This is a genomic window from uncultured Dialister sp., from assembly GCF_937959425.1.
Taxonomy (GTDB): domain Bacteria; phylum Bacillota; class Negativicutes; order Veillonellales; family Dialisteraceae; genus Dialister.
Window position 1 is genome coordinate 1 of record NZ_CALGPS010000020.1, and the last position, 5,765, is coordinate 5,765.

Annotated in this window: 6 protein-coding genes and 1 pseudogene; 1 reads left to right on the top strand and 6 read right to left on the bottom strand. The window is 52.5% G+C overall.

The annotated features are described in order from the left end of the window. Window positions 1–171: 171 nt before the first annotated feature. From Q0482_RS00855 to acpS, 5 genes are all read right to left on the bottom strand, one after another. Window positions 172–1,182, bottom strand: a complete 1,011-nt coding sequence (locus Q0482_RS00855) for a uroporphyrinogen decarboxylase family protein (RefSeq protein WP_299142229.1) — start codon at window positions 1,180–1,182, stop codon at window positions 172–174. A 127-nt stretch (window positions 1,183–1,309) separates the two neighbouring features. Beyond that, entirely contained in the window at window positions 1,310–1,531 is a 222-nt protein-coding gene (locus Q0482_RS00860; RefSeq protein ID WP_299142231.1) for a DUF3006 domain-containing protein, read from the bottom strand. Then, window positions 1,531–2,424 (bottom strand): ComEC/Rec2 family competence protein, encoded by an 894-nt coding sequence (locus tag Q0482_RS00865; protein WP_299142232.1) that lies wholly within the window; start codon window positions 2,422–2,424, stop codon window positions 1,531–1,533. Before Q0482_RS00865 ends, Q0482_RS00860 begins: the two co-directional genes overlap by 1 nt. Window positions 2,425–2,444: 20 nt before the next feature. After that, the gene (locus tag Q0482_RS00870) at window positions 2,445–3,977 is read right to left on the bottom strand and encodes an NAD(P)H-hydrate dehydratase (protein WP_299142235.1); all 1,533 of its coding nucleotides are present in this window, start codon (window positions 3,975–3,977) and stop codon (window positions 2,445–2,447) included. Then, window positions 3,958–4,350, bottom strand: a complete 393-nt coding sequence (gene acpS, locus Q0482_RS00875; protein ID WP_299142238.1) for a holo-ACP synthase — start codon at window positions 4,348–4,350, stop codon at window positions 3,958–3,960. The genes Q0482_RS00870 and acpS overlap by 20 nt, the downstream gene beginning before the upstream one ends. Before the next feature lie 185 nt (window positions 4,351–4,535). Here acpS and rpsT point away from each other — a divergent pair. Continuing rightward, window positions 4,536–4,781, top strand: a pseudogene (rpsT, locus tag Q0482_RS00880) (30S ribosomal protein S20); the annotation flags it as partial. A gap of 225 nt (window positions 4,782–5,006) precedes the next feature. Here rpsT and Q0482_RS00885 read toward each other — a convergent pair. Beyond that, window positions 5,007–5,531, bottom strand: a complete 525-nt coding sequence (locus Q0482_RS00885) for a DUF308 domain-containing protein (protein ID WP_299142241.1) — start codon at window positions 5,529–5,531, stop codon at window positions 5,007–5,009. Between the last annotated feature and the right edge of the window lie 234 nt (window positions 5,532–5,765).

The following is a 5,765-nucleotide window of genomic DNA, read 5'->3' on the forward strand; positions in this document are numbered from 1 at the left end:
CCGCTCCGTGGTCCCCCCACCCCGAGTGCGGGGACGCAAGGCGTTACGGAGCTTGCTTTTTTTGTCTCCAGTGCTCCCCCGTCATTTGGCCAATTTCCGTGAAAATTTATGTATAAAAAAAGCCGTGAAGAATGATTTCCATTTCTTCACGGCTTTTTACCGGTTCCGGCATTATTTCACGCCATAGCGAGCGGCAGCGTCTCTTACCCAGTTGAATCTTTCGGGGTCGATGTCCTTGGGCACGGTGCAGTCGGCGCCCAGGATGACGCCGCTGGTGCCTGCCCTGTCAAGCAGTTTTTCCGTTTCTTTCTGTACTTCTTCCTTTGTACCGGAGTAGAGGACGCCTTCGGGATTATTGTCGAAGCCGCCGATAACGCATCGGTGTCCGAAGATTTCTTCTCCCTTTTCCAGCGGCACGCCTTCGAAGGCCACAGCCCAGTTCACTGCCTTGAAGGGATAGTCCCTGTACCAGGTGAGGTCGTTATGGCAGCCCATGTAGCCGCAGATGTGGAGGAGGTTGTAGTCGGAAACGGAATTGGCTGCTTCCAGCACTCCGATTTCCGATGGGGTAATGAATTCCCTGTATTTTTCATAGGTCATGTCGGGGTGAGGGATGTTCTGCACGGACAGGTAAATGCCGTCGGCGTGGCCGTCGGTAATGACCGCTTTGGCCAGGGTGGCGATGTCTTCGGTGAGGACTGCCATCACTTCTTTCAGCGCCTCCGGGTCTTCCTTCATGAAATGGGTAATCACAGTCTTCGCGTCGCTTCCGGTCTGCTGGAATTCGATGCACCGGGTGGGAGCAAAAAGGTTGTAGAAGACCATCACATCTCTTCCATATCTTTCGGTAAGAATGCTGCAGAGTTCCACCTGCTTTTCAATCCATTCCGAATCCCTGCCCAGCGGTTTGATGTCTTTGGCGTCCCTGATGGATTTCAAATCATGGAGCTGTTCATGAGGATAAAGGAAAAATCCATCGGTCATGATTTTCACGAAATCCGGTTTCCAGGATTTATAAAATTTCTCATGGCCTGCCAGGTTGTCTACCCAGGCGGAATGGTCGGCCAGTGCGTCTGCATGTCTCTGATCTGCCAGAAAATGATGCCAGAAACCTACCGGTACGCGGTCCACCGGTCTGCAGTCAAGAGCTGCCTTGACTAGTTCTCTCTTAGTCTGTGCCATAGTGATGCCTCCTAAAGTTCATTGATGAATACCGCCTAAATCGGCTTATCATTTATCATATCATACCAATGAAAGAAGAACCGTGAAAAAATGACTGCCATTTCTTCACGGTCCCTTCTTCTATGATTTATTCCTGTCCGTTCATCCTTTTGATTTCCGCCAGAAGGTCCTCCGCCTCTTTCATGGACGCCTTCTCCCTTTCCGGATTTTCTGTGAAATCCATGTCCACAGCCATGCCTTCATGCACATCAGGCAGCCAGGACGCAGGAAGTATCACCGTTTCCTCGTCGTCTGTGATAAGGACGGCCTTCTTCCCTTCGATACGGTCTACAATAGCTTCTTTTTTCATTATGCCCTCTCCTTCTTGATCTGATAACTGCCGCCGTCAGTGGTCAGTGTCACCGTGCCGTTCCTGTCGGTGCGGTAAATCTTCACCTTTGCCTTTTCCAGCTTATCCAGGGTCACCTTGTGGGGATGGCCGTAATCATTGCCCTGGCCGCAGGAAATGAAGGCTTCCTTCGGCGCCACAGCCTTCAGGAAAGCGGGGCTGGTGCTGGTGCGGCTGCCATGATGGCCTGCCTTCAGCACATCGCTCTTCAGGGTGCCGCCCTTATCAAGAATGGTCTTTTCTTCCTCCTGTTCCGCGTCGCCGGTGAACATCATGGAGAACTTGCCGTAGGTGAGCCGTCCCACAACGGAATTGTTATTGAAATCGGAATTTCCCTTCTGGTCCTTAATCACCTTCACAGGCCCCAGCACATGGAACTTCACGCCGTCGAAGAAATCCACCTCGTCCCCTGCCTTCAGCACATGGTAGGGAATCTTCTTTTCCTTAATCTGTTTCAGGTAGTTCTTGTAGGAACCGGTATTGGCAGGCATGCCGTCATCATAAATGGCATCTACCTTGAAATTTTTGAAAATGGCATTCATGCCGCCCAGATGGTCTGCATGGGGATGGGTAATGATGATTTTGGAAATCTCCTTCACCTTGTATTTATGGAGAAGAGCCACGATCTGGTCCCGGTGCTCAATATCTCCGGTATCAATCATGACGAACTTCCCGTCCTTTTCCAGAAGGAATGCATCCCCCTGCCCTATGTCCAGCATGCGTACCGTCAATTCACTGCCGCTCTTTGCAGCGGTTTGGTTTTTGGCGCCGCCTGCTGATGAGGCGCTTCCGCAGGCGGAAAAGGCGGCGGTCAATGACAGTGACAGCACAAGCACTGCCAGAAATTTTATCAAGTTCTTGAATATATGCATATTTATCTCCCTGTTTTCATTACTTCAGCCCGGGCCGCCGGCACAAGCTCCGCCAGGTCGCTGGCCCGATAGCCTACAGGCGTCTTTTCCGCCGCCAAATCTCCGGCCAGCCCGTGGAGGTAGACCCCGGCCACGGCGGCGGTGGAACCGTTCATTCCCTGTCCTGCCAGGGCGGCAATGATACCGGTCAGGGTGTCCCCCATGCCGCCGGTGGCCATGCCCGGATTGCCGGTGGAATTCACGAAGGCGGATCCGTCGGGCATGGCAGTCACCGTAGGCGCTCCCTTGAGAACAAGCACCACATGGTTGTCCACGGCAAACCGGATGGCTGCGTCAATCCGCCTCTCCTCGATTTCCGCAGGCGAAAGGCCCGTCAGATGAGCGAATTCCCCCACATGGGGCGTCAGTATCAGCCGTCCGGGACAGCTGTCCAGCCGGATGCCCTCCTCCTTCAGTGCAAAGAGACCGTCTGCATCCACTACCAGGGTGCCGTCGAAGGAGGTGACCAGTTTTTTCACAAACTGTCCCGTTTCCTTCTCCCTGCCAAGGCCGGGGCCAATGGCAAGTACATCATAGGCCTTTGCCTTCTCCAGCGCCCCTTCAGCATCCTTCTCCGTAAAGAAGGAACCCTCCCCCAGGGAAGACACCATAAGCTCCGGAATCCTGCCTGCCAGCACCCGGGCCGCACCGGCGGTGGTGACAACCGCCACCTTGCCGCCGCCGGCATAAAGGGCCCCCTGTCCTGCCAGAAGGGCTGCCCCTTCCATGCCGTCGGAGCCGGCAAAAATGCCGATGAAACCGTTCTTCCCTTTATGGGAAATCCGATTTCTTACAGGAAGGATGTTGAACACATCCTCCTTTTCCGTAAGGTGCACAGGGAAATCAAGCCTTGCTTCTTCCGGGATGCCGATGGGTGAATACAGGAGACGGCCGGTATAGGAGGAGCCGGGATAGAGCACATGGCCCCTTTTGATGGATCCCAGGGCCACGGTGTAGTCCGCGTCCACCACCACACCGGCTGCCCGGCCCGTATCGGTCATCATGCCGCTTGGTACATCCACGGAAATGATGACACCCCGGGCCTCATTCACAAGACCGATGAGGGCTGCCTTTTCCCCCTTCACTTCACTGGAAAGGCCGGTGCCGATCAGCGCATCCACCAGGATATCCGCATCGTGGATATAGGGTGCTCCTTCTTCCGCTTTGGAAACAGGAATCACCGGGATTCCCATCTTCTCCGCCGTATGGCGGTAAAGCCTGGAAGATTCGCTCATATGGGCTTCGTTTCCCATAAGAAGCACCAGCACCCGCGCCCCCAGACCGGCAGCATAGCGGGCGGCTACGAAACCGTCGCCGCCATTATTTCCTGTACCGCAGAGAATCACCGTAAAGGCATCTTCCCAGTCCACAAAGGGCTCTGTCAGCCGCACCACCGAAGCGCCCGCATTTTCCATGAGCACCATTTCCGGAATGCCGTACTCCTTCATAGCCATAGTATCCAAAAGCTTTGCTTCCTCATTTTTTGTCAGTATCATCACTGCCTCCTGCCATAACCACCACGGCTATGGCCATATTTTCTTCATGGGAAATGGAAATGGACATATCTGTAATGCCCAGCTCCTTCGCCCTTTTTTCAAAGGTTCCCTGCAGGTGGAGCAGAGGTGCTCCCCATTTCGTCCAGGTTACATAGGCATCCTGCCAGGCGGAGCCGAAAATGCCGATGCCCAGCGCCTTCCCGGCTGCTTCCCGGGCACCCCAGAGGGCTGCATAGGACTCGGCCCGCTTCTTTCCCTTCTTCTCGCAGTGGGCGATTTCCTCTGCCGTGAAAATCTTTTCCGCCCGGGCGGGGAACTTCTCCAGAATCCGTTCCCACCTTTCAATCTTCACCAAATCTACGCCTACATACATATGATTCTCCTTTCCCGGAAAAGTCCCCCTTCTGCAGCGGTCAGGCTCCCATCCGGTTTCTCTTTTCTATTGTACAGAAGGACATGACCTTATTCAAATAAAAAAATGGAAAGTTTTCTTGCCATGGAAAAGAAAATATGATAGAATGGCATGGTATGAATAATGCAGACGGGAGGTGAAATACATTGCCACAGATTAAAGCCAACATGAAAAGCATGAGACAGGACGCTGCTAAAAGAGCTGCCAACGCTGCTGTTAAATCCCAGATTCACGGCGCTATGAAAAAAGCTGTAGCTGCTGCTAACTCTGACAATAAAGAAGAAGCTTTCCGCGCCGCTGTAAGCATCATTGATAGTGCTGCTCAGAAGGGCGTCATTCATAAGAATGCAGCTGCTCGCAAAAAATCCCGTCTGAACGCAAACGTAAACGCTGCTATTGCAAAAGCTAAAGCTGCTGAAGCGAAAGAAAAAGCTGAAGAAGCTAAGGAAGAAGCAAAGGAAGCTTACAAGGAAAAGATGGAAGAAAAGGCCTGAGCCCTTTCAAAAAGAACTGTGCCATTTGCGGCGCAGTTTTTTTATTATCTGATAGACATCATCCCATACAAAAAGGCTCTGAAAAATGTCAGCCATTTTTCAGAGCCTTTTTTCATTGTTCTTTCATTCATCCATATCAGCCTGTTTCCTCCAGGTCAGGAAGGTGCTGATACCGGTCCAGATGAGGGCAGCCCCTACCATGTACATGAAGAGGAGCCCCGCTGCGTCGGGACGGAATACAAGGGCAAGCCCCAGAAGGATCTGCACCACCGCTGCCGCCATGTAGAGGCCGGGACTGCGCAGAGCTTCTTTCTTCTTCGACCGCAGGATAATCATGAATATGCCGCGGAGAAGAATGTAAATGGCAAAGAGAAGAGGCAGCATGAAAGCCACCACTGCAAAGGCCAGAGACATCATCATCCACAGACCAAATGCCGTATCAAGGATGGCAATAAGAAGGTGCCATGGAGAACGGTACCTTCTGTCCGTCTTCATATAGCGCAGAATCTGGCATACGCCGCCCAGGACAAGGACAAAGCCCACATAATATCCCACCGCCAGAAGGGAGGCCGCCGGCTGCACAATGCAGAAAATGCCGGCGCCAATGAACAAAATGCTGCCGATAAAAAGCAGTGCTGTTGGAAGCATATGTATCGCCTCTTTCAAGGAAAAAAAACTCCTATGGAATAAAATCCTCTTGAAATCTGCTTCCTTACGTTATCTCCTGTCTATATTATAGTCCTTTTCTAATTTCTATTCCACACCGGCAGCGATGATTCACACTGCTCATATGCCGGGCAGGAAACTGTTCGCCAATCGTTTCCTGCTGAGATGATGCACATTGTTCACACGCCGGACAGGAAACTGTTCGCTAATCGTTTC

What these genes read in the sequence shown, in the direction of transcription:
- Q0482_RS00855 (WP_299142229.1), bottom strand. Translation starts at nt 1,182, where the DNA reads ATGGCACAGACTAAGAGAGAACTAGTCAAGGCAGCTCTTGACTGCAGA.
- Q0482_RS00860 (WP_299142231.1), bottom strand. Translation starts at nt 1,531, where the DNA reads ATGAAAAAAGAAGCTATTGTAGACCGTATCGAAGGGAAGAAGGCCGTC.
- Q0482_RS00870 (WP_299142235.1), bottom strand. Translation starts at nt 3,977, where the DNA reads ATGATACTGACAAAAAATGAGGAAGCAAAGCTTTTGGATACTATGGCT.
- acpS (WP_299142238.1), bottom strand. Translation starts at nt 4,350, where the DNA reads ATGTATGTAGGCGTAGATTTGGTGAAGATTGAAAGGTGGGAACGGATT.
- Q0482_RS00885 (WP_299142241.1), bottom strand. Translation starts at nt 5,531, where the DNA reads ATGCTTCCAACAGCACTGCTTTTTATCGGCAGCATTTTGTTCATTGGC.